This is a genomic window from Paraconexibacter antarcticus (assembly GCF_024220175.1).
Classification (GTDB): Bacteria; Actinomycetota; Thermoleophilia; order Solirubrobacterales; family Solirubrobacteraceae; genus Paraconexibacter; species Paraconexibacter antarcticus.
In genome coordinates this window covers 2,782,650-2,801,509 of the sequence record NZ_CP098502.1, presented here as the reverse complement: position 1 = coordinate 2,801,509, position 18,860 = coordinate 2,782,650, and the positions used below count along the sequence as shown (strand labels likewise).

General features: G+C 74.4%; 19 protein-coding genes. 3 read left to right on the top strand and 16 right to left on the bottom strand.

The window, feature by feature from the left end:
* Positions 1–98: 98 nt before the first annotated feature.
* The 4 genes from NBH00_RS13760 to NBH00_RS13745 are packed head-to-tail and all read right to left on the bottom strand — an operon-like array spanning position 99 to position 3,910.
* The gene (locus tag NBH00_RS13760; RefSeq protein ID WP_254569165.1) at positions 99–1,079 is read right to left on the bottom strand and encodes a PhoH family protein; all 981 of its coding nucleotides are present in this window, start codon (positions 1,077–1,079) and stop codon (positions 99–101) included.
* Positions 1,080–1,090: 11 nt separating this feature from the next.
* Positions 1,091–1,522: a GatB/YqeY domain-containing protein gene (locus NBH00_RS13755; protein WP_254569164.1), complete on the bottom strand. Its 432-nt coding sequence runs from the start codon at positions 1,520–1,522 to the stop codon at positions 1,091–1,093.
* On the bottom strand, positions 1,519–2,922 hold the full coding sequence (locus NBH00_RS13750; protein WP_254569163.1) for an NAD(P)/FAD-dependent oxidoreductase: 1,404 nt from the start codon (positions 2,920–2,922) through the stop codon (positions 1,519–1,521). Before NBH00_RS13750 ends, NBH00_RS13755 begins: the two co-directional genes overlap by 4 nt.
* Before the next feature lie 49 nt (positions 2,923–2,971).
* A complete protein-coding gene (locus NBH00_RS13745; RefSeq protein WP_254569162.1) occupies positions 2,972–3,910 on the bottom strand; it encodes an alpha/beta hydrolase in 939 nt (312 codons plus the stop codon).
* 68 nt (positions 3,911–3,978) lie between these two features.
* Between NBH00_RS13745 and NBH00_RS13740 the strand changes: the two genes are divergently transcribed.
* Positions 3,979–4,584, top strand: a complete 606-nt coding sequence (locus tag NBH00_RS13740) for an SDR family NAD(P)-dependent oxidoreductase (RefSeq protein ID WP_254569161.1) — start codon at positions 3,979–3,981, stop codon at positions 4,582–4,584.
* Between the two features lie 9 nt (positions 4,585–4,593).
* On the opposite strand, the gene NBH00_RS13735 is transcribed toward NBH00_RS13740, so the two are convergent.
* The 6 genes from NBH00_RS13735 to NBH00_RS13710 form a co-directional block, all read right to left on the bottom strand.
* Complete coding sequence (locus NBH00_RS13735) at positions 4,594–7,398, bottom strand: coiled-coil domain-containing protein (protein ID WP_254569160.1); 2,805 nt, start codon at positions 7,396–7,398, stop codon at positions 4,594–4,596.
* Between the two features lie 50 nt (positions 7,399–7,448).
* The gene (locus NBH00_RS13730; RefSeq protein WP_254569159.1) at positions 7,449–8,279 is read right to left on the bottom strand and encodes a 50S ribosomal protein L11 methyltransferase; all 831 of its coding nucleotides are present in this window, start codon (positions 8,277–8,279) and stop codon (positions 7,449–7,451) included.
* 7 nt (positions 8,280–8,286) lie between these two features.
* Positions 8,287–9,414, bottom strand: a complete 1,128-nt coding sequence (dnaJ, locus tag NBH00_RS13725; protein ID WP_254569158.1) for a molecular chaperone DnaJ — start codon at positions 9,412–9,414, stop codon at positions 8,287–8,289.
* A gap of 12 nt (positions 9,415–9,426) precedes the next feature.
* Positions 9,427–10,470, bottom strand: a complete 1,044-nt coding sequence (gene hrcA, locus NBH00_RS13720) for a heat-inducible transcriptional repressor HrcA (protein ID WP_254569157.1) — start codon at positions 10,468–10,470, stop codon at positions 9,427–9,429.
* 75 nt (positions 10,471–10,545) lie between these two features.
* Positions 10,546–10,944, bottom strand: coding sequence for a MaoC/PaaZ C-terminal domain-containing protein (locus NBH00_RS13715; RefSeq protein WP_254569156.1), 399 nt, complete (start codon positions 10,942–10,944; stop codon positions 10,546–10,548).
* A 1-nt stretch (position 10,945) separates the two neighbouring features.
* Entirely contained in the window at positions 10,946–11,386 is a 441-nt protein-coding gene (locus NBH00_RS13710) for an FAS1-like dehydratase domain-containing protein (RefSeq protein WP_254569155.1), read from the bottom strand.
* 27 nt (positions 11,387–11,413) lie between these two features.
* Between NBH00_RS13710 and NBH00_RS13705 the strand changes: the two genes are divergently transcribed.
* On the top strand, positions 11,414–12,094 hold the full coding sequence (locus tag NBH00_RS13705; RefSeq protein ID WP_254569154.1) for a DUF1345 domain-containing protein: 681 nt from the start codon (positions 11,414–11,416) through the stop codon (positions 12,092–12,094).
* A gap of 12 nt (positions 12,095–12,106) precedes the next feature.
* On the opposite strand, the gene NBH00_RS13700 is transcribed toward NBH00_RS13705, so the two are convergent.
* From NBH00_RS13700 to murJ, 5 genes are all read right to left on the bottom strand, one after another.
* Positions 12,107–12,646, bottom strand: a complete 540-nt coding sequence (locus NBH00_RS13700; protein WP_254569153.1) for an SDR family NAD(P)-dependent oxidoreductase — start codon at positions 12,644–12,646, stop codon at positions 12,107–12,109.
* Positions 12,595–12,888 carry an SDR family NAD(P)-dependent oxidoreductase gene (locus NBH00_RS13695; protein ID WP_254569152.1) on the bottom strand — a complete coding sequence of 98 codons (294 nt, stop codon included), beginning with the start codon at positions 12,886–12,888 and terminating at the stop codon, positions 12,595–12,597. The genes NBH00_RS13700 and NBH00_RS13695 overlap by 52 nt, the downstream gene beginning before the upstream one ends.
* A gap of 75 nt (positions 12,889–12,963) precedes the next feature.
* Complete coding sequence (gene lepA / locus NBH00_RS13690; protein WP_254569151.1) at positions 12,964–14,769, bottom strand: translation elongation factor 4; 1,806 nt, start codon at positions 14,767–14,769, stop codon at positions 12,964–12,966.
* A 55-nt stretch (positions 14,770–14,824) separates the two neighbouring features.
* A complete protein-coding gene (locus tag NBH00_RS13685) occupies positions 14,825–15,619 on the bottom strand; it encodes a class I SAM-dependent methyltransferase (RefSeq protein WP_254569150.1) in 795 nt (264 codons plus the stop codon).
* Positions 15,616–17,277, bottom strand: a complete 1,662-nt coding sequence (gene murJ, locus NBH00_RS13680) for a murein biosynthesis integral membrane protein MurJ (RefSeq protein WP_254569149.1) — start codon at positions 17,275–17,277, stop codon at positions 15,616–15,618. The genes NBH00_RS13685 and murJ overlap by 4 nt, the downstream gene beginning before the upstream one ends.
* A 76-nt stretch (positions 17,278–17,353) precedes the next feature.
* Here murJ and rpsT point away from each other — a divergent pair, with 76 nt between their 5' ends.
* Entirely contained in the window at positions 17,354–17,623 is a 270-nt protein-coding gene (gene rpsT / locus NBH00_RS13675) for a 30S ribosomal protein S20 (protein ID WP_254569148.1), read from the top strand.
* A 226-nt stretch (positions 17,624–17,849) separates the two neighbouring features.
* Here rpsT and holA read toward each other — a convergent pair whose 3' ends face one another.
* Positions 17,850–18,821, bottom strand: coding sequence for a DNA polymerase III subunit delta (holA, locus tag NBH00_RS13670; protein WP_254569147.1), 972 nt, complete (start codon positions 18,819–18,821; stop codon positions 17,850–17,852).
* Positions 18,822–18,860 lie beyond the last annotated feature (39 nt).

Sequence of the window (18,860 nt, the reverse complement as noted above, 5' to 3'; positions counted from 1 at the left end):
CTGCGGCTCGGTCTGCCTTGGGGGTTCCTCGCCTGCGGCTCGGAACCCCGGGCCCTGTGGCTTCGATCGGCGTGGTCACCTATTCAGGGTGACACACGTCAGCCGCGGCGGCCCGTGGCCGCCGGGCGGATGCCGGGCGCGGAGCGCTCGGCGTGGGCCCCGTAGGCCTCGACGATCCGCTGCACGAGCCGGTGGCGGACGACGTCCCCGCCGCCGAAGCGCACGAAGTCGATGTCCTCGACGTCTTTCAGGATGTCGCCGACGACGACGAGGCCCGACTGCTGCTCGCGCGGGAGGTCGACCTGCGTCACGTCGCCGGTGACGACCATGCGCGAGTTGAAGCCGAGGCGGGTGAGGAACATCTTCATCTGCTCCGGCGTCGTGTTCTGCGCCTCGTCGAGGATGATGAAGGAGTCGTTCAGCGTGCGGCCGCGCATGAAGGCGAGCGGTGCGACCTCGATGACGCCCTTCTCGAGGTGGGCGATGACCTTCTCCGGCTCCATCATGTCGTGGAGCGCGTCGAACAGCGGCCGCAGGTACGGGTCGATCTTCGCCATCAGGTCGCCCGGGAGGAAGCCGAGGCGCTCACCGGCCTCGACGGCGGGGCGCGTGAGGATGATGCGGCTGACCTCACGGCGGTTGAGCGCCGCCGCCGCGGCGGCGACGGCGAGGAACGTCTTGCCGGTGCCGGCCGGGCCGACCCCGAACGTGACGGTGTTCTTCCGGATCGAGTCGACGTAGCGCTTCTGCTGGACGCTCTTCGGGACGACCTTCGTCGCGCGGTGACGCCAGACGACGTCGTCGAGGACGTCGTTCGGCGCGGTGTGCTGGGCGAGCGCGCCGGTGACGGTGCGGATGAGCCCCTCGTCCACCGCGTGGCCCTGGGCGACGAGGCTCGCGAGCTCGCGGACGATCACCGACGCCCCGGCGACCGATTCGGCGTCGCCGTCGAGCGTGATGACGTTGCCGCGGACGTACAACGAGCACCCCACGTGCTGTTCGAGGGCTCTGAGCGTCGTGTCCGACGTGCCCGTGAGGGCGGCGGCGACTTCGTTGGAGACCTCGATCTGGCGGCGCACGGTGGGAAGGATCAGCTCCTCAGGGTTTCGTTGACGAGTGCGGAGACGCGCTTGCCGTCGGCGCGCCCCGCGATGCGGGGCATGGCGGCCTTCATGACCGCCCCCATGTCCTTCGGTGACGTCGCCCCGGCCTCGGCGACGGCGGCCCGCACGATCTCGCGCAGCTCGTCGTCCCCCAGCTCGGCCGGCAGGTAGGCCTCGATGATGGTCGCCTCGGCCTCCTCGGCCTCGGCGAGCTCGATCCGTCCGTTGTCGCGGAACGCGGCGGCGGCTTCCACCCGTCGCTTGCGCTCGCGGCGCAGGACCGCCTGCTCGTCGGCTGATCCGTCCTTCGCCGCCTTCTGCAGCTCGGACAGGACCAGGCGGAGCGCGCCGACACGATCCCTGTCCCCTGCCTTCATGGCAGTGGTCAGGTCGGCCTTCACGGTGTCCGCCAGCGTCATCCAGGGCTGACTGTAGCGGGCGTCCCGACGGAATCGCCCGGGGCGGGCACGGCGGGGCCCTCGATCGCCTCGACGGGGCCGGTCGACGGCGCGATCCGGTTCGAGTCCGGGGCGGGCGGGCCGAAGTTCTCGGGGTGGCCCAGCTGTCCGAGCTCCGACGCGTCGCGCCCGAACACGAGGCCGACGTTCCAGTCGACGAGCAGCCGGAGCTTGCGCTTCGTCCCGGGCATCATCGCCAGGTGGTAGGTCCGGGCGAGCCACCAGGCGGGGGCGCCGCGCCAGCGCAGGCCCATCGTCGAGGCGACGGCACGGCCGCGGCCCATGTCGACGAACACGCCCTTCGTCTTGAAGCGGAACGGCCGCACCTTGCCCGTGCCGAGGGTCGCCGCGACGTTCTTCGCGACGAGCCGCCCCTGCCGGATCGCGTGCTGGGCGGTCGGCGGCGTCGGGTGCTTCAGCCCGCGCGCGGGGTCCGGGACGGCGGCGGCGTCGCCGATCGCCCAGACGTTGTCGGTGCCCTTGGCGAGCATCGTCCGGTCGACCTCGATGCGGCCGCCCTTGTCGGTCCGGAGCCCCAGGCGGGCGATGACCGGCTGCGGGCGCACGCCGGCGGTCCACACGACCGTGCGGGTCGGGACGACCTCCCCGCCGGAGAGCGTCGCGGTGTCGGCCGTGACCGCCTCGAGCGTCGTGTTCGTCCGGATCTCGATGCCGCGGGAGCGCAGCTCGCGCTGGGAGAACTCCGCGAGCGGCGCGGGGATCTCCGGCATGACCCGCTCCTGCGCCTCGACGAGGATGAAGCGGACGCCGGAGGTGCGGCAGCGCGGGTAGAGCGAGATGACGTCGGCGGCGCAGTCCTGCAGCTCCGCGAGGCCCTCCAGGCCCGCGTAGCCGGCGCCGACGAAGACGTAGGTGAGCCACGCGGCACGCTCGGCGGCGTCGGTCATCCGCTCGGCGATCTCGAACGTCCGCAGCAGCCGGTTGCGCAGGGCGATCGCCTCGGGCAGCGACTTGAAGCCGACCGCGTGCTCGGCGAGCCCGGGCACCGGGAGCGTCCGCGAGACCGACCCGAGCGCGACGATGAGCTGGTCGTACACGAGCTCCTCGACCGCGTCGCTCTCCGGCGAGCGGACGCTCAGGACGTTGCGCGACGGGTCGCCGCCGACGACGGTGCCGAGGCGCAGGTCGGTCCGGTGCAGCTCCTCGCGGAGCGGGACGACGACGTGGCGCGGCTCGAGCGTCCCGGCCGCGGCCCCCGGCAGCAGCGGCGTGTAGAGCATGAAGTTGCTGTCGGCGACGAGCGTGACCCGCGCCGCCTGCGGGGCGAGGGTCTTCTCGAGGGTGCGAGCGGCGTGGAAGCCGCCGAAGCCGCCACCCGCGATGACGATGTGCCAGGGCATGTGGTCAGTCTCCTCTTTCCGGCGCGAAGAGGCCAACCGCACAAGCGTGTTACAAGGTCTGCCCCGCCGGCTCCCCCGCGAGCTTCTCCGCCGCCGTCCGGACCCCGCCGCCGAGCACGTGCCGGGTGAGGAACTCGACCTGGTCGGCCCGGGCCTCGAGGCTCGTGTAGATCCCGAAGTGGCCGAGCGGGTAGCGCTTGAGCTCACCGCGCGGGGCGCGCTCGGCGGCCTTGATCGCGGCGGCCGGCGGGGTCGTCTCGTCGTGGTCGCACGCGCAGACGAGCAGCGGCATCTGGAGCTTGCCGACGCCCCCCGCCGGGTTCTCGGTCCCGATCCGGAGCATGACCCGCGCGGCCACCTCGTTGCGCCACTTCGACGTCGGGGAGACGATGCCGCGGAAGCCCGGCTCGGCCTCGGGCGCGGTCATCACCGCGTAGGACCCGGGGGCGCCGACGGCGTCGAGCAGGACCGGCGGCCGGCCGAGGAGCGCCCCGGCCTGGTCGCGGATCGCGTCCGCGGTCGAGCGCAGGAGGTTGGCCTTCGGGGCGACCTTGATGATCGAGAGGCCGTCGGTGAACGGGGCCTGCGCGATGACCGCGGCGATGGCCGGGTCCTCCTGGGCCAGCGCCATGACGTGGCCGCCGGAGAACGACGAGCCCCACAGGACGATCCGCTGCGGGTCGATGCCGTCGAGCGCCCGGGCGTACCCGATGGCGGCGCGGTAGTCGGCGCGCTGCTTGCCGATGTCCAGGAGCTGGCGCGGCTCGCCGGTCGAGTCGCCGAAATGGCGGTAGTCGAAGACGAGCGCGGCGAGCCCGGCCGCCTGGAAGGCCTCGGCGTACGGCGCGAGCCCCTCCTCGCGGGTGGCGCTGAAGCCGTGGGCCATGACGACGCACGGGACCGGGCTCTCAGCACCCTCGGGGCGGTAGAGCCAGGCGGCGAGCGTCTCGCCGTGTGAGGGGATCGTCACGTCGGTGCGAGCGGACATCGTCCGAGCCTAACCCCAATGGCCAGCGCCGGGGTGGGCGTTGTGCGCGTGCCGCCCGTACCCGGCGCATGGACCTTCATGGAGCGGTGTGCCTCGTCACGGGCGGGACCCGGGGCATCGGGCGGGCGACGGCCGAGGGGCTGCGGGCGGCGGGCGCGACCGTCGTCGCGGTCGGACGGGCCGATGCCGACCTGAGCGACCCCGGAGAGGCGGCCGGGCTGGCGGAGCGCGTGCTGGCCGAGCACGGGCGGGTCGACGTCCTCGTGAACAACGCCGCCGTCCGCCTCGACGCGCCCGTCGCGGCCGTGACGCTCGAGGCGCTCGACGCCTCCTTCCAGGTCAACTGCCTCTCGCCGATCGTGCTCGCCGGCGCGCTGACCCCCGGGATGGCCGAGCGCGGCGCGGGCGTCGTCGCGAACCTCGTGGCGCCCGCGGTGAGCGGCGGCCGTCGGGGGATGGCGCCGTACGCGGCCTCCAAGGCCGCGCTCTGGTCGTTCACGCAGACGCTGCGCCAGGAGGTGGGCGGGAAGGGCGTCAGCGTCTTCGGCTTCGACCCGGGCTGGGTGCGCACCGACCTCGCCCCGGACGGGACGCGCGCGCCGGAGGAGGCGGCCGCCGCGCTCGTCGCCCGGATCGCGGAGGCGCCGCGCAGCGCCCGCGAGCCGCTGACGTAGCGCGCCGGCTCAGGCGTGGCTGGTCGGCGCGGGCAGCGCCTCGCCGACCTCGACCTCGAGCAGCAGGTGGTCGGTGTCGAGCCCGGGCAGCGCCGAGCGCGTGACGTGCGCCGTGACGCCGACGAGCAGGCCGCAGGCGTGCATGTAGAACGTCTGCACGTCCGCCTCGGCGACCTCCCCGGCCCGGATCGCCCGGGCGAGCTCGCGGTGCTCCCGCATGTTGTCGCTGTCGATGATCGACGGCCAGCCGGCCTGGAGGAGGTCGGACTCCCGGTAGCCGAGGAGCGAGCAGAAGGTGTCGTCGAGGCGCTGGAAGCAGCCGGTCGGGCCGACGACGGCGAACGCCCGCCCGGGGACCGAGGGCAGGGCCGGACGCATGCCGCTCGGCGCGTAGGCGTGGCCGTCCGCGTCGCCGCCGGCCGGCCCGGCCGCCGCGGCCGCCGGGACGACGGGGGTCCGGGCCGCCGGGACGAGCCGCAGCGGCGGGACCGATGGCGGGACGAGCGAGGGCGCGGGCGCGGGCGGCGGGGTGCCGGACCGGCGCAGCGGGCCGTGGCCGGCCGGTGCGGCGGCGGGTGCCGCCGGGGCGGCGGGCGTCCCCGGGGCGGTCGCGTCGGCGGGCGGCGCCCCCGGGAGGTCGAGGCCGAGCTCCGTGCGCATCGAGGAGCCGGCCGCGCGCACGCGATCCATGTCCGCGGCGAGCTCGCGGGCCCGCCGGACGGCGGTGTCCCGCTCGGTGGTCACCGCCCGCAGCTCGTCGACGGCGTCGTCGTGCCGGACGGCGAGGTCGTCCCGGGCCGACGTGGCCGCCGCGAGCTCCGCGCGCGCGTCGCGCAGCGCGGCGAGCGCCTGGTCGCACTCCGCGGCGAGCGCCGTGCGGTCGGCGTCGAGCTCGGTGAGCGCACGCGCGGTCTCCCCCGCCCCGTCCTGGGCGGCGGCGAGGGCGGCGATCGCCTCGGCGGCCTCCCGGCGCGCGGCGTCGCGCGCCGCGGTCATCGCGTCCAGCGCCGCCCGGGCCTCGGCGGCCGCGGTGTGCGCGAGCTGGCCCTCCGCGCGGGCGGCCTCGGTCGCGGCGACGGCGGCGTCCGCCGCGGACCGCGATGCGTCGGCGTCGGCGCGCGCGGCGTCGCGGTCGGCGCGCGCGGCGTCGCGGTCGGCGGCGGCCTGTGCGGCGGCGGTCTCGGCGTGGGTGAGGGCGGTCGCGGCCGCCTCGCGGTCGGCCCGGGCCGCGGCGAGCTCGGCCTGCGTCGCGGCCAGGAGGCCGTGGAGGCGCTCGAGCTCCTCCGTCAGCCGCTCCGCCTCTCCCGAGCCGGAGCGCGCCGCCTCGAGCTGGGCCGTGGCTGCGGCGAGCGCGGTGTCCAGCCGGGTGCGGGCCGTCTCGGCGGCGACGCGCGCGGCCGTCTCGTCGCCGTGCGCGGCCTCGGCCCGCGCGAGCGCCGCCTCGGCGTCCGCGCGGCCGGCGCGCTCGGCCTCGAGCGCGGCGAGACGGCCGGCGTGCTCGGCCTGGAGCGTCGCGTACGCGTCGGCCGCGGCGCTGCCGCCGGCCTCGAGCGCGGCCCGGCGGTGGTCGGCCTCGGCCACCGCGGCGCGTAGCGCCTCGTGTTCGGCGGCCGCGGCCTGCAGCCGGGCCTCCAGGTCCTCCCCGTGGCTTCGCGCCGCGGCGAGGGCCTCCTCGGCCCGCGTGAGCTCCCGCGCGGTCGCGGCGTGCCCGGCGGCGAGGTCCTGTGCGTGGCCGTCCGCCTCCTCGCGGGCGGTGAGGGCCTCCGCAGTCGCGCGGAGCGCACGCTCGAGCGCGGCCGCGGTCGCCGCGTGCTCGCGGTCGGCCTCGTCCCGCGCCGCGATCGCCTCCGCCCGCGCGGCGAGCGCGCGGTCGACCTCGGCGAGCGCGGCGTCCCGTGCCGCGATCGCCTCGGCCGCCTGCGCCTGCGCCTGCGCCGCGGCCACGGCCGCCGTGGAGTCCGCCTCGCTCGGGCCGGAGTCCGCGGGCCGGGCTCGCAGCGCCTCCCGGTCGGCCTCGAGCGCATCCCGCTCGACGATGAGCTCGTTGCGCTCGATGAGCAGCTCGTTGCGCTCGATGAGCAGCTCGTTGCGCTCGTGGATCGCGGCGTCCCGCGCGAGCGTCGCCTCGTGGCGGGCCTCGTCCGCGGCGTCCAGGCGGCGCCGCAGCTCGCGGGCCTGCTCGAGGAGCTCGGTGAGCGCGTCGGCCGTCGGCGTGGCGGCGCGGGCGGCGTCGGCGCTCCCCGCCTCGGCGTCGAGCTCGGCGACGGCCCGCCGGGCCCGGCGCTCGGCGACCTCGGCGCGGTCGAGCGGGTCGCCGGCGCCGTGGCGCTCGACGACGAGGATCCCGGCCAGCCGGACGTCGGGCGCGGTCCCGGCGGGCACGAAGATCGCGTCGAGCGCCGGGCCGTGCTGCGTGCGCAGCGCCGGGACGGTCCACGCGCCCGGGTCGCGGACGCCGAGCTCGCCGAGCAGGGCGGTGACCTCCCAGCCGAGGGTCAGCGGGACGGGGATGACGCGGACCGCGAATCCCCCCGCGGCCGAGATCGCTACGTCGCGCTCGGGCCCGGCGAGGGCCGCGCGGACGGCGGCGTCGAGGTCCGCGACCCCGCGGCCGGGCTCGGCAGCGTGCAGGAGCTCCGCGAGCGGGCGTCCGACGGCCGCCGCCGCGGCCACCCCGACGCGCTCGGCGAGGGCCGGTCCGCACTCGCGGACGACGCCGTCCCCGGCCGCGACGAGGAACCCGCCGGCGGCGACGGCGAGCAGCAACTGCTCCTGTTCCGCGGCAGGGGCGCCGAGCGCCACGGACTGCTCCATGCCCGACCATCGGCACGCCCGCGCGCGACCTTGACGGCGCGCGCCGCGTCTCAGCGGACGAGCAGCAGCGCGGCCCACTCGCCGCCGTGCCGGCGCGCGGCCTCGCGGAGCCCGAGCGACGCGGCGAACGCGGCGGCGACCTCGTCCGCCTCGTGCGCGAGCAGCCCCGACGCGATGAGGACGTCCGGCTGCGGGCCGGTGAAGCCGTCGGCGGCGACGCGCAGGAGCAGCGGCCGCAGGAGGTTCGCGAGGACGACCGGCGCACCCGGGACGGGCCCGTCGTGCACGAGGTCGTGACGAGACGCGGCGACGGTGACGCCGTTGACGGCGGCGTTCGCGATCGTCGCGGCGACCGACTCGCGCTCGTGGTCGACGCCGGCGACGGGCCCGAAGCCGAGCTGCGCCGCGGCGATCGCGAGGACCCCCGAACCGCAGCCGACGTCCATCACGGGGCGCGCCGGATCGGCGTCGACCTCGAGCAGCAGCTCGAGGCACAGCCGCGTCGTGTGGTGCGCGCCGGTGCCGAACGCCTGGCCCGGATCGATGACGAGGTCGAGGACGCCGCCCGCGGACGGGTCGGGCGCCGGGTGCCACGGCGCCCGCACGCGCAGCCGGCCCGCGACCTCGATCGGCTGGTGGAAGTCCTTCCAGCGCTCGGCCCAGTCGTCGGCGACCTCGGTCGTGCGGACCTCGACGAGCGCATCGCCGGCCGCCGCCTCGAGGTCCGGCAGGTCGGGGAGCTCGCCCGGCGCGCCGTAGATCGCGTACTCGACGCGGTCACCGAGGTCGACCTCCTCGACCCCCGAGGGCGCGAGCGCGAGCAGCTCCGCGAGCGCGACCTCGGCGTCCTCGCGGCGGACGCGGACCGCGAGCCGGATCACGCGCGGCTCACGAGTGGAACAGCCGGCGGAGCTTGGAGACCATGCCCTCGTCGCTGCGGAGGTTCTCGTCCGTGATCGTCGCCGCGAACTCCTTGAGGAGCTTGCGCTGGTCCTTCGACAGCTTGCGCGGGATGACGACGTTGACGATGACGCGCAGGTCGCCGGGGCGGCCGGCGCGGCGCAGGCCGGGCATGCCCTGGCCCTTGACGGTGAGGGTGTCCCCGGGCTGCGTGCCCGCCGGGATCTCGACCTGGGTCGTCCCGTCGATCGTGGGGACCTTGCGCCAGTCGCCGAGCGCGGCCGCGGGGGCCGCGACGTCGACCACGGTGATGAGGTCGTCGCCGTCGCGGATGAAGCGCTCGTCCGCCGCGACGTGCACGAGGACGTAGAGGTCCCCGGACGGGCCGCCGGCCTCGCCCGCGTGACCGCGGCCGGAGAGCCGGATGCGCTGACCGTCCGCGATGCCGGCCGGGACGTCGACCTCGAGCGTGCGGCGCCGGACCTCGCGCCCGCGGCCGTCGCAGGTGTGGCACGGCTGCTCGGCGGTCTTGCCGTCCCCGTGGCAGACGTCGCAGGCGACGGTGCGGACGACCTGCCCGAACGGCGTGCGGCTGACGGCCTGCAGGCGCCCGGCGCCGCCGCACCGCTCGCACGTGACGATCGGCGTGCCCGGCTCGGCGCCGTTCCCGTTGCACGTCTCGCACTTCTCGACCGCCTCGAAGCTCACGGGGACCTTCGCGCCGTGCGCGGCCTGCTTGAGCGTCACCTCGACCTGGATGCCGACGTCGTCGCCCTGGCGCGGACCGCCCGCGCCGCCGCGTCCCCCGCCCCCGCCGAAGAAGGCGTCGAAGAGGTCGGTGATCGAGCCGAAGCCGTCGAAGTTCGGGCCCATCCCGCCGGAGCGCAGGCCGTCGTGGCCGTGGCGGTCGTAGATCGCGCGGCGCTCGGCGTCGTTGAGGATCTCGTAGGCCTCGGCGGCCTCCTTGAACTTCTCCTCGGCCTGCGGGTCGTGGGAGTTCACGTCCGGGTGCAGCTCGCGGGCGAGCTTGCGGAACGCCTTCTTGATGGTCGGCTCGTCGGCGTCGCGGGCGACGCCGAGGACCTCGTACGGGTCGCGGGGCACGGTGGAGCTCATTCGGACGGCGGTCTAGGTCTCGTAGATGTCTTCGATGAAGCGCGACAGCTGGAAGGCGGCCTCGCGCACGGACCCGATCACGACGGCGTAGTCCATCCGGACCGGCCCGATGACCGACACGGTACCCAGCTTGCGCGCCGGGAGGCCGTAGCCCGCCGCCACGAGCGCGAGCGAGCGCAGCGCCGGGGCGTGCTCGAGGTTCTCCGAGCCGATGCGGACGAGGACATCCGGCTCCCCGAGCGCGCTCTGGAGGACCCCGAGGAGCGAGACGCGCCGCTCGAGCATCGCCATGATCTCCTCGATCTGGCCGACGTCCTGCAGCCGGTGCTCGGCCAGCAGCCGGCCGGCGCCGTCGACGTAGAGCGAGTCCTCGGCGGTCGAGGCGAGGTCGACGAACGCCGGGGCGAGCGCGTCGAGGAAGGCCCGCTCGCGGGTGCCGAGCGTCGGGTCGGAGAGGCGTGTGCGCAGGGAGCGGGCACCGAGGCCGACGCCGACGAGGCGCCCGTTCAGCTCGTCGCCCGCCCAGGCGACGAGGCCGGGATCGACGGGATGGTCGAAGGTGAAGACGCGCTTCGTCACGCCACCGGTCGAGGTGATGACGACGACCATGAGGACCTGCGGCTGCAGGGCGAGGACCTCGACGTGGCGGATCGTCGCGGTCTCGATCGGCGGCGCGGAGACGATCGCCATGAGGTTCGTCACCTGCGAGAGCGTCTCGGTCGTCACCCGCATCGCCTCGTCGATCTCGCGGCGGACGAGCTGCAGGTCCATCTTCGGCGCCGCCCCCGCCCGGCCCGGGAGGCGGTCCGGGCCGTGGAGCAGGCGGTCGACGTGGTACCGATGTCCCGCGTCGGTCGGGACGCGGCCCGCGGACGTGTGCGGATGCGCGAGCAGCCCCCCGTCCTCCAGGACCGCGAGCTCGTTGCGGATCGTCGAGGGCCCGCAGTCGAGGTCCCCGTCGAGCGCGAGCGCCTTCGAGCCGACCGGCGCACCGGTCGCCGCGTAGGCCTCGACGACCTTCCGGAGGATGAGCTCCTGACGGGGGGTGAGCAGCACTGCGCCTCAGTCTAGGCCGGGCCGCGGGTGGCGTTCCGCGCGCATCACGAACCGGACGGCGACCGGCCGCCGCCGTCAGCCGACCGCAAGCTCCGCCGTCGCGTTGCGGATGATCGCCGCGCCGTTCTGCTCCGCGACGGTGTCGACCGAGGCGATCCCGGCCGAGACCTCGCGGACGGTCGACGTCACGGTCACCTCGGCCTCGGGGACGCCCATCCCGCGGAACTGCACCTCGAGCGCCTTCAGCGCGTGCGGCCCGCCGGCCGCCTCGGTCTGGGCGCGCGCGACCTGCGCCATCGTCCACAGCCCGTGGAGGATCCGGCCCGGCAGCCCGACCTGCTTGGCGAACTCCTCGTCGATGTGGATCGGGTTGAAGTCGCCGGACGCGCCCGCGTACCGGACGGTGAGGAAGCGGTCGGGCGTGACCTTCAGCTCGGGCAGCGCCGCGCCGGGGGTGAAGTCGGTCTCGGACATGTCAGGCGCCTCGCACGATGTTGGTCCAGGTGCCGACGCACACGGTGTCGCCGGCCTGGTTGGTGGACACGGACTCGAAGACGAAGTACCGGCGGCCGCCGTCCTCGGAGATCGACGTCACCGACACCGCGGTCGTGATCTCGTCGCCCGCGACGACGAGCGGCCCCCAGCGGAACTGCTGGCCGCCGTGGACCATCCGCGCGAAGTCGATCCCGACCTCGGGGTCGAAGAGCCCCGGGCCGAGCGCCGGGGCGCAGTAGACGACGCAGAACATCGGCGGGGCGACGAGGTCCGCGTAGCCCGCGGCGCGCGCCGCCTCGACGTCGTGGTGCAGCGGGTTCGTCTCCCCCACCGCCATGGCGTACTCGCGGATCTTCTCGCGGCCGACCGCGTAGACCGTCGGGGGATAGCGCTTGCCGACGGCGGTGGTGCTCACGGACATGTGCCAACCCTAGTATCCGGCGCACCCGTGTCCACGCCCCGGCCCGCCCCCGTCCCGCACCGCATCGAACCGTTCTGGGATGCGCAGCTCGCGATCGCCCTCGTCCTCGTCCTGTACGCGCTGCTGCCCGAGCGCCTCTCGCTCGGTCCGCGCTGGGCGGTGCCCGCGCTCTGCGGTGTCCTGCTCGCCGTCCTCGCGTACTCGACGCCCTGGGCGATGTCGACGCCGCCCGCCCGCAGCGCCCGGCGCCGCCGGCTCGCGATCGCGGTCATCGGCCTCGTCAGCGTCGCGAACTTCGCCGCCCTCGTGCAGCTCGTCGTCGACCTCGTCAGCGCGAACGGGGTCTCGGGTCGCACGCTCCTCGGCGCGGCCGCGACCCTGTGGCTCGCGACGGTCCTCGTGTTCGCCGTCCTGTACTGGGAGGTCGACCGCGGCGGTCCCGCGCTGCGCTCGGACGCCGAGGCGGTGACGCCGGTCGCCCCCGACTTCTTCTTCCCGCAGATGGACGACGGCGCGCACGCCCCGCCCGGCTGGATGCCCGGCTTCGTCGACTACGTCTACCTCTCGTTCACGAACGCGACGGCGTTCTCCCCGACCGACACCATGCCGTTCAGCCACGCCGCGAAGCTCATGATGCTCCTGCAGTCGGTGACCTCGTTCGTCACCGTCGCCCTCGTCGCGGCCCGCGCGGTGAACATCCTGCACTGACCCGCGGGGCGGTCAGACGATGATCGCGACCGCGCCGCCGTCCGCCGACCACGCCGCGCCCGTGACCGTCGAGGCACGGGCGCTGCAGAGGAAGACGATGACGTCCGCGATCTCCCCCGGCGCGGCGAAGCGCCCGAGCGGGACCTTCGCCTGCTGGGCGGCGAGCGCCTCCTCGCGGGTCACGCCGGCGCTCGCCGCGTTCTGGTCGGCGAGGCCGCCGTCCGCCATCCACAGCGGAGTGCTCACCGGGCCGGGCGCGACCGCGTTGACGAGCACGCCGTCGGCGGCGTGGCGGTCGGCGAAGAGGCGCGAGAGCGACAGCTGCGCGGCCTTCGTGACGCTGTAGGCCGCGTTCGTCTGGGACGGGCGCTTGCCCGCGCTGGAGCAGACGTTCACGATGCGCCCGCCGCCGCGCGCCGCCATCTTCGGGGCCGCGAGGCGCATGAGCCGCATGGGCGCCAGGACGTGGAGCGCGTACTGGTCGAGCCAGTCCTCGTCGGTCAGCTCGTCGAGCGGCCGGGCGAACGAGGTCCCCGCGTTGTTGACGAGCACGTCGACGCCGCCGAACGCCGCCTCGCAGGGGCGACGATCCCGGCCTCGGCGCCGGCCGCCGTGACGTCGGCGGCGAACGCGGTGCCGCCGGTCTCCCGGGCGGCGGCCGCGAGGGTGCCCGCGTCCCGGCCGACGAGCAGCACGTGCGCGCCCTCGGCGGCCAGCCGCCGGGCCGTCTCCAGCCCGATCCCGCGGCTCGCGCCGGTGACGATGCAGGCCTTCCCGTGCAGTCCGAGGTCCATGCCCGGGACGCTAGCGCCGAGGGTGGCTGAGGTTCGCCTCGCGCGAACCTCAGCCACACTCGGCGACCCGGGGGCCTACTTGTCCCCGAGCTCGAGCACCGCGAGGAACGCCTCCTGGGGCACCTCGACGCGGCCGACCTGCTTCATCCGCTTCTTGCCCTCCTTCTGGCGCTCGAGGAGCTTGCGCTTGCGGGAGATGTCGCCGCCGTAGCACTTGGCGGTGACGTCCTTGCGGAAGGCCTTCACGGTCTCGCGGGCGACGACGTTCGAGCCGATCGCGGCCTGGATCGGGACGTCGTACTGCTGGCGCGGGATCTTCTTCTGGAGCTTCTCGGCGAGCGTGCGGCCGAAGGCGTAGGCCTTGTCCTTGTGGACGAGCATGCTCAGCGCGTCGACGGCGTCGCCGCCGAGCAGGACGTCGAGGCGGACGAGGTTCGACGCGCGCATGCCGGTGATCTCGTAGTCGAGCGAGGCGTAGCCGCGCGTCCGCGACTTCAGCTGGTCGAAGAAGTCCATGACGATCTCGCTGAGCGGGAGGTCGTACTCGAGGTTCACGCGGTCGGCCGAGAGGTAGTGCATGCCGGCGTGCTCGCCGCGCTTCTCCTGGCAGAGCTCCATGACCGTGCCGACGTACTCCTTCGGCATGAGCATCTGCGCCCGGACGAAGGGCTCGCGGACCTCGGCAACCCGCTGGGGGTCGGGGAAGTCCGACGGGTTGTGGACCTCGAGCTCCTCGCCGTTGGTCAGCGTCACCTCGAAGCCCACCGACGGCATCGTCCCGATGAGCTCGAGGTTGTACTCGCGCTCGAGGCGCTCGCGGACGATGTCCATGTGCAGCAGGCCGAGGAAGCCGACGCGGAAGCCGAAGCCGAGGGCGTCCGACGTCTCCGGCTGCCAGTCGAGCGCCGCGTCGTTGAGGGTGAGCTTCTCGAGCGCGTCGCGGAGGTCCGGGTAGTCGTCCCCGTCGATCGGGAAGAGGCCGCAGAAGACCATCGGCTGGACCTCCTTGTACCCCGGGAGAGCCTCGGTCGCGCCGTGGTGCTTCGTCGTCAGCGTGTCGCCGACGCGCAGGAGCGTGACGTCCTTCAGCCCGGTGATGACGTAGCCGACCTCGCCCGCGGTGAGCTTGTCGGTCGCCGTCATCTTCGGGGTGAAGAAGCCGATCTCGTCGATGTCGGCCTCGGTCTGGGCCGCCATCGCGCGGATCGCGTCGCCCTTCTTCAGCGTGCCGTCGACCATGCGGATGTAGGCGACGACCCCGCGGTACTGGTCGAACTCGGAGTCGAAGATGACCGCCCGCGGCGCGCCGTCCGGGTCGCCCGACGGCGGCGGGACGCGCAGCACGAGCTCCTCGAGGACCTCCTCGACACCCATGCCGGTCTTGCCGGAGATGCGCTTGATCGCGTCGGGGTCCTCACCGAGGAGGTCGGCGACCTCGCCGGCGACCCGCTCGGGCTCCGCGCCCGGGAGGTCGAGCTTGTTCAGGCAGGGAATGATCTCGAGGCCCGCCTCGACCGCGAGGTACGTGTTCGCCAGCGTCTGGGCCTCGACGCCCTGGGAGGCGTCGACGACGAGCAGCGCGCCCTCGCACGCCGCGAGCGAGCGGCTGACCTCGTAGGTGAAGTCGACGTGACCGGGCGTGTCGATGAGGTGCAGCTGGTAGGTGATGCCGTCCTTCGCCGTGTAGGCGACGCGGACGGCCTGCGCCTTGATCGTGATCCCCCGCTCGCGCTCGAGCTCCATCGAGTCGAGCACCTGGTCGCGCATGCCGCGGGCATCGACCGTGTGGGTCATCTCCAGGATGCGGTCGGCCAGGGTCGACTTCCCGTGGTCGATGTGGGCGATGATGGAGAAATTCCGGATCAGGGACTGGTCGCTCATGGAGTCCGCTGAGGATACGGCCCCGCCGCCCCCGTTCGTACGCCGGCGGGACGGTTCAGTCCCGGGTGATCGTCGCGATCGTGTAACGGCTCGTGACCTGCAGGCCCGCCGGGTCCTCGTTGTGGGCGAGCAGGATCTCCACCATCTCGCGGGCCAGGGCGGCGAACCGCTCCTCGCCGAGCCGCTGCCGCGCTCCGAGCCAGACCGGGTGGTGCTCGGCCTGCTCGCGGACCCAGGCATCCGGCGACGGCGCGCGGAAGGCGAGCCCCTCCTCGGAGAGGGTGACCGTCACCGGGTGCCCGGCGAAGAGGCCGGCGACCGTCGGCGCGTCGCTCCAGTCCGTCGCGGTGCGGCCGGGCGGCGGCGGGCCGTCGGGGTCCTCGGGCGACAGCGCGGCCTGGGCGCGGGCGGTGGCGGCCGAGACCTCGGCGAGGGCGCCGCTGCGCACCCAGGCGGTGACGAGCGCACGGCCGCCCGGGGCGAGGACGCGGACGATCTCGGCGGCGGCGCGGCGGGCGTCGGGCGCGAACATGACGCCGAAGACGCTGAGGACGGCGTCGGCGCTCGCGTCCTCCACCGGGAGGTCCTGGGCGTCGCCGACGAGGAAGCGCGCGTCGAGCCCCGCGGCCTGCGCGCGGGCGGCGGCGACGCGGACGAGGCGCTCGGCGAGGTCGACGCCCGTCACCTGCGCGCCGCGCTCGGCGGCCTTCAGCGCGGCGTTGCCGGTGCCGCAGGCGACGTCGAGGACGCGGTCCCCGGGGGCGATGCCGGCGCGCTCGACGACGAGCCGGCTCACGGGCTCGAGCTCGGCGGCGGTGCGCTCGTAGCTGCCGAGCGACCAGTCGGTCATGGGAGCGGGCTCGCGGGCGGGGCCGGGGGCGCCGGCGCGGCGGGCGCGCGGCGGAAGCGGCGGGTGACGAGACGCTGGATCTGGCCGGCCTCGGGGACGTCGAGGGTGAGGACCGCGCCGGCGTAGACGATGAACCCGGTGGTCGCGGCCGTCACGACGGCGAGTATCTGCGCGGCGGTGGAGCGGCCGAGGACGTGGTCGATGCCCCACCACGTCCCGTAGCTCACGATGCCCAGCAGGCCGCTCGCGTTGACGATGCGCAGGAGCGCGTGCGCCATGGCGCCGCCCTCGAGGCTGCCGTGGAGCAGGCGGCGCAGATAGTAGGACTGGCCGATGGTCATGCCGGCGCTGGCGACCGCGGTGCCGATGACGAGGCCCGCGACGCCGAACGGCTTGTAGAGCAGGAGGCTGATGACGACGTTCACGAGGAGGTTCGCCGCGGCCAGGCCGGTCGGGATCCAGGGCCGCTGGAGGCTGAAGAACGTGCGCGTGAGCAGGAGGTTCACGCCGGCGAACGGGAGGCTGAAGGAGAACCAGAAGAGCGCGGTGGACACGAGCGCGGTCGACGTCGCGTCGAAGGCGCCACGCTGGTAGACGAGGCGCACGATCGGCGTGGCGAGGACAGCGCAGAAGGCGCCGGCCGGCACGAGCAGCATGAAGATCTGCCGCGAGCCGGTGGCCATCGTCGCGCGCAGGCCCTCGAGGTCGCGGCGGGCGGCGTAGCGGCTCAGCGTCGGGAAGAGGACGGTCGCGAGCGCCACGGAGAACATGCCCTGCGGGAGCATGTAGATGCGGAACGCGGCGTCGATGGCGCGCGGCGCGGCCTCCGAGACGAGCGTCCCGAGGCTCGAGTTGATGTACAGGTCGAAGTTGATGACCCCGAGGCTGATCGTGATCGGCAGCATCAGGACGAAGACCCGCTTGATGCGCTCGTCCCGGAGGCTGACCGTCGGCGAGAACTTGAAGCCGAGCCGCCCGAGGACGGGCAGCGCCATGACGAGCTGCACGACGGTCCCGATGAGGACGCCGACCGCGTAGCCGTAGAGCTGGTCGTCGCCCTTGAACAGCGGCCGCACGACGATGAGGCAGCCGATGATCACGATGTTCCACACGAGCGGCGCGATCGCCGGGATCGCGAAGTGCCCGTACGCGTTGAGGATCCCGACGACGAGCCCGTTGACCCCGAGCAGCAGGACGATCGGGAAGAGCACCTGGCTCAGGCCGACCGTGAGGTCCACGAGCGGCCCCGTGAACTCCGGGCCGAGGAAGATCGGCATGATCGTGCCGGCGAAGACGATGAACAGCGCGGTGATCGCGCCGAGCGCCGCGATGATGCAGAAGAGCAGCGTGCTCGCGAGCTGGAAGGCGTCCTTCTTCTGGTCCTTCTCGAGCAGCTCGGTGAAGACCGGCACGAACGCGGCGCTGATGGCCGCGTCGGCGAAGAGGCTGCGGACGAGGTTCGGGAACTGGAAGGCGAGCGTGAACGCGGAGGCACCGCCGCCGGTCCCGAAGTAGCGGGACGCGACGACCTCCCGCACGAGGCCCATGATGCGGCTCAGACCCGTGGCGATCGAGAAGATCACGGTGTTGCGGGCCACGCCGCTGCTCTTGCGGGGACGGGCGGGTTCTTCGGCGGAGGTGGGGGTCGACGTGGCCAAGCTGCCGGAGGGTAGAGGACCGGGGCTCACCGTACGGCCGCTGCAGGGGTTTAGCCGCTACACTTCGCCGTCGCTTATGGCCAACATTGCATCCCAGAAGAAGCGCATCCTCCGCGCAGAGCGCGAGCGCCTCGAGAACCGCCGCTACACGAGCGCGATCCGCACGTACTTCCGCCGTCTCGAGGCGTCCGCCGCGGGCGACGACGCCGAGGTCGCCGACGCCGACCACCGTCACCTCGTGTCGCTCATCGACAAGGCCGTCAAGCGCGGCGCGCTGCACAAGAACACCGGTGCGCGCAAGAAGTCCCGGGCCGCCCGGGTCCGCGCGGGCGAGCCCTCGGCCTAGCCACCCCCCGGCGGACGCCCTCGCGTCCGTCTCCCCAGCGGCGCCCTCGCGGCGCCGTCGTCGTTCCCGCACCGCCCGCACTCCGGGCGGTGTTTTGCGTTGGCGGGGAGTCCGCCTCGGTGAAGCGGACGTGCGTGCCGGACGTGCAGGCCCGTAGGTGACGACCCCGCTCGCCCGGCTCTCCGCCGCGATCGTCAGGATCGTCACGCTGCGATCGTCAGGATCGTCACGCTGCGATCGTCAGGATCGCCCTCAGCGTCGCGGTGTCGTCGGAGAGCTCGGACAGGCCGCGGCTCGAGGTCTCGAGGTCGGCGAGCGTGATGACCGCCGTCCGCAGCGCCTCCAAGTCGGTCGACTTCGCCTCGCGGATGCGCCGGTCGGCCATCCACGGCGGCATCCGCACCGCCGCCTTCACCTGCGCCGGCGACTCCCCGGCCTCCAGGCGGGCGGAGATCGTCTCGATCTCGCGCACCCGGCGGGCCATGAGCGGGATGAGCCGGCCGACGGACTCGCCCTGCGCCCGCAGCTCGAGGTAGGACCGCACGGCTCGCCCCTGGTTGCGCGCGACGAGCGCGTCGACGAAGCCCCAGACCTGCTGCTCGGCCGACGGCGCGGCGACCGCCTCGATCTCGTCGACGCCGAGCTTCACCCCGGGGCCGTGCTCGAGCGCGAGCTTCTCGAGCTCGCGGAGGAGCCGCTGCTGCCGCTCGCCCACGGCGTCGATGAGCGCGCGCGCCGCTTCCGGGTCCATGTCGATGCCCAGGCGCCGCGCCTCACCGATGGCCCATCGCGGCAGCTCCTTGCCCTTGAGCATCACCTCCGCCGCGACCGAGCCGCCCGCCGCCTTCACCGCGGCCGCGAGCGCGGCCGGAGCCTTCGCCCGCCCGTCCTCGCGGGCGAAGAACGCGACGGTCGTCTCGGGCGGCATGTCGGCGAGCGTCGCCTGCAGATGGGTCTTGACGTCCGCGTCCTTCCACCGCTCGACGCCGTCGACGATGAGGAAGCGCCGGCCGACGGCGAACGTCATCGCGTTGAGCGCAAGGCCGATGGCCTCGGGCGTGGAGCCGTCGCCCTCGAAGGTCTCGACCCCGCCGGAGCCGGACTCGGCCTCCGCCATCTCCTTCAGCCGGGCCCGCCGCTCCCCGACGCGCCCGTGGTCGTCTCCGTGGATGAGGAAGGCGGGTCTCCAGGCGGGCATCGGGCGCCCACGATACGCGGGACGGCAGACGGCGCGGCC